A 3,724-nucleotide genomic window follows, 5' to 3' on the forward strand; every position below is an offset into this window, starting at 1 on the left:
CGCTGCGGCTGCTGGCTGCCGCCGACCAGTCGGGGGAGCCGGGTGCCCAGTTGCCGCCGCGCCGCGCGGTGCTGCTTGCCAACGTCAACGACGCAGAAGCCGTCACGTTGCGTCCGGATCTCGACGATGCCGTCGTGCGAATCGGGGACCCGGTGGCGATCGACGACGTGGTCGCCGCGTTCGTCGACAATGCCGCCGCGGAGGCCGATGTCACGGCGGCGATCGCGGTCATCGACGACGCCGACCTCGGTGACGAAGACGCCGATCTGACGGTCGGCGACGCGCAGGACCACGATCTGGCCTGGTACGCCACTCAAGAGCTGCCGTTCCTGCTCGAGCTGCTCTAGCAGCCGTGGTTACGGTACCGTAGGTTTGCAATGAGTAAGCGAATTTCGAGGCCGACTGCAGAGGTCGCCCCCACCCCGCGTCCGACCGTCCTGCGCACCTACCGGCATCCCGCTCGGCACGCGTTGCGCAAACTGGCCGAGCGCATCACCACGCCGCTTTTGCCGGATGACTATCTGCGCCTTGCCAATCCGCTGTGGTCGGCGCGCGAAATGCGGGGTCGCGTGCTGCAGGTCCAGCGGGAAACGCACGACTCCGCGACGTTGGTCATCAAGCCGGGCTGGGGCTTCAGCTTCGACTATGAGCCGGGTCAGTACATGGGGATTGGGCTGCTGATCGACGGCCGTTGGCGGTGGCGCTCCTATTCGTTGACATCGAGCCCGGTGAAGGGCGCCCGCACGGTGACCATCACGGTGAAAGCGATGCCTGAGGGCTTTCTTTCCTCACATCTGGTGGGTGGCGTGAAGCCCGGGACGATCGTGCGGTTGGCCGCGCCGCAGGGCAATTTCGTGCTGCCCGATCCGGCGCCAGCGAAGGTGCTGTTCATCACCGCTGGGTCGGGCATCACCCCGGTGATGTCGATGCTGCGCACGCTGGTGCGCCGCGACCAGATCACCGACGTCATCCACCTGCATTCGGCGCCCACCTCGGACGACGTGATGTTCGGCCCCGAGCTCGATCAGTTGGCCCACGATCATCCGGGATATCGGCTACAGCTGCGCACGACACGCAGCCAGGGGCGGCTCGATCTGAGCCGGCTCGGCGCGGAGGTGGGGGACTGGTGCGACCGGCAGGCCTGGGCGTGTGGACCCGAGGGCATGCTCGACGCGGCCGAGCGGGCCTGGTCGGAGGCCGGTGTCGGCGACCGCTTGCACCTCGAGCGTTTTGCGGTGTCGCGAGCGGCGCCGGCCGGAGTCGGCGGGACGGTAACGTTTGCGAAGAGCGGAAAAAGCAGCTCCGCCGATGCGGCGACATCGCTGATGGATGCTGGTGAGCAGGTGGGCGTGCAAATGCCGTTCGGTTGCAGGATGGGTATCTGCCAATCGTGCGTGGTGGGCCTGTTGGAAGGCCATGTTCGGGATCTGCGAACCGGTGTTGAACATGAACCGGGAACACGCGTGCAGACCTGCATTTCCGCCGCGTCGGGCGACTGCGTACTCGACGTTTAGGTGTTACTCACTGGTAACCTACGGTTTCGTAGGTTACGATAGCGTAGGTTCGGAACGGCAAGACTACGGAGAGGACAGGCGATGGCAATCACCGACCTAGACGTATTCGCGCATCTGACGGACGCCGACATCGAGAACCTAGGCGTTGAGCTGGACGCCATTCGTCAAGACATTGAAGACTCTCGCGGCGAGAGCGACGCTCGCTACATCCGGCGCACCATCACGGCGCAGCGCGCCCTGGAGGTCGCGGGCCGCGTGTTGCTGGCGGCCAGCTCGCGGCGATCGGCGTGGTGGGCGGGCACCTTGACCCTCGGCGTGGCCAAGATCATCGAGAACATGGAGATCGGCCACAACGTCATGCACGGCCAGTGGGATTGGATGAACGACCCCGAGATTCACTCCTCGACGTGGGAGTGGGACATGAGCGGGGCGTCCAAGCATTGGCGATACACCCACAATTTCGTGCACCACAAGTACACCAACATCCTCGGTATGGACGACGACGTCGGCTACGGCCTGCTGCGGGTGACCCGCGACCAGCCCTGGAAGCGCTTCAACCTGTTCAACCTGGCGTACAACACGATGCTCGCGCTCGGCTTCGAGTGGGGCGTGGGACTGCAGCATGTCGAGATCGGCAAGCTTGTCAAGAAGGGGATGGACAACGACGAGGCCCGGCAGCGGGTCGAGGAGTTTGTCGCCAAGTCCGGTCGCCAGGTGTTCAAGGACTACGTGGCGTTCCCGGCCCTGACTGCGCTGTCGCCCGGCGCGACCTACACGTCGACGCTGAAAGCCAACGCGGTTGCCAACGTGATCCGCAACCTGTGGGCCAACGCGGTGATCTTCTGTGGCCATTTCCCGGACGGCGCAGAGAAATTCACCAAGACCGACATGGTCGGCGAGACCAAGGGGCAGTGGTATCTGCGCCAGATGCTGGGCAGCGCCAACTTCGACGCCGGTCCGGCGCTGCGGTTCATGAGCGGCACCCTGTCCCACCAGATCGAACACCACCTGTTCCCGGACCTGCCCAGCAACCGCTACCCCGAGATCAAAGTGCGGGTGCGCGAGCTCTGTGACAAATACGACTTGCCTTACACCACAGGCTCTTTCCTGGTGCAGTACGGCAAGACGTGGCGGACCATCGCGAAGCTGTCCCTGCCGGACAAGTACTTGCGCGACACTGCCGACAACGCACCGGAGACCCGCAGCGAGTCGATGTTTGCTGTGCTGGACGACGATTTCGCCGGCACCGATCCGGCCACCGGGCGCCGCCGCGGATTGAAGACGGCGATTGCCACCGTGCGGGGCTGGCGTCGTAACAAGCGAACGCAAAAGACTGGGCGGGACGGCCTGGCCGCATAGCCGCGCTAAGCTCCCGGCTGGTGGAAGTCGTCACGTCGCATCCGATCGTCGACGCCGTGCTGGTGCGTTATCGCGTTGCGCTGGGCGACGATATGTCGACCTATCGCAACCACGTTTATCGCTGTATCAACTACCACCGGCTGCTGCTCGGCGAACCTCTCCCGGACCTCGCCGCCCTCGCGTGGGTGACTCACGATCTGGGCATTTGGACCGCAGCAACGTTCGAGTACCTCGGCCCGTCAGCCGACCTGGCCGCCGCGCATGCCAACGAATTCGGAATCACCGAAATTGAAGGGGTGCAACGACTCATCACCGAGCACCACCGGCTGCGGCCATCGGACGACGGCACGACCGAGACCTTCCGCAAGGCCGACCTCGTCGACGTGAGCCGAGGATTGCTACGTGGCCGAATCACGCGGTCGGAGGTCCGAGCCGCCGTCGGCCAGCTGCCGTACCGCGGATTCCACGCGTTCCTTGCCAACGGCTTGACCCGCTACGCCGCACGGCACCCGCTGCACCCATTCCCGATGCTGCGCTGGTAATCAGGCCGTCTCGGCGATGCCCACCAGCCGCTGCAATGTCGCGAGCTGCTGCTCGTAGTCGCCTTCGAGTTTCGCCAGTAGCGTGGTGATGCCCGCCGCGCGGTAGCGCTTTACCCGGTCGGCGATGGCGTCGGGTGTGCCGAGCAGATTCGTGAGGCGGCCAAGGTCCAGCGGCACCGAGGCGCGGGCTTCGTCGTGTTTCCCCGCTTTCCACAGCCCGGCGACGGTTTCGACTTCGGTGCCGTAACCCAGACGGGTGAACGCATCGTTGTAGAAATTCTGGCCGCTTGAACCGCCGACGCCCATCGC

Annotated in this window: 4 protein-coding genes and 1 pseudogene; 4 read left to right on the forward strand and 1 reads right to left on the reverse strand. The window is 65.0% G+C overall.

The features are described from left to right. The 4 genes from WB785_RS12615 to WB785_RS12630 form a co-directional block, all read left to right on the forward strand. Positions 1–347: DUF6912 family protein (locus WB785_RS12615; protein ID WP_424079589.1), on the forward strand; the 347-nt coding region annotated here is incomplete at its 5' end. A 30-nt stretch (positions 348–377) separates the two neighbouring features. Beyond that, positions 378–1,514 (forward strand): ferredoxin reductase, encoded by a 1,137-nt coding sequence (locus WB785_RS12620; protein ID WP_424079590.1) that lies wholly within the window; start codon positions 378–380, stop codon positions 1,512–1,514. A gap of 81 nt (positions 1,515–1,595) precedes the next feature. Beyond that, positions 1,596–2,873, forward strand: a complete 1,278-nt coding sequence (locus WB785_RS12625; protein ID WP_424079591.1) for a fatty acid desaturase family protein — start codon at positions 1,596–1,598, stop codon at positions 2,871–2,873. Between the two features lie 20 nt (positions 2,874–2,893). Continuing rightward, entirely contained in the window at positions 2,894–3,415 is a 522-nt protein-coding gene (locus tag WB785_RS12630; protein ID WP_424079593.1) for a hypothetical protein, read from the forward strand. Here WB785_RS12630 and WB785_RS12635 read toward each other — a convergent pair. Next, positions 3,416–3,724: pseudogene (locus WB785_RS12635) on the reverse strand (F420-dependent methylene-tetrahydromethanopterin reductase); the annotation flags it as partial.

It is taken from the genome of Mycobacterium sp., from assembly GCF_049585075.1.
Lineage (GTDB): Bacteria > Actinomycetota > Actinomycetes > Mycobacteriales > Mycobacteriaceae > Mycobacterium.

Coding starts and splice junctions, on each gene's coding strand:
- WB785_RS12620 (WP_424079590.1), top strand. CDS start 378: ATGAGTAAGCGAATTTCGAGGCCGACTGCAGAGGTCGCCCCCACCCCG.
- WB785_RS12625 (WP_424079591.1), top strand. CDS start 1,596: ATGGCAATCACCGACCTAGACGTATTCGCGCATCTGACGGACGCCGAC.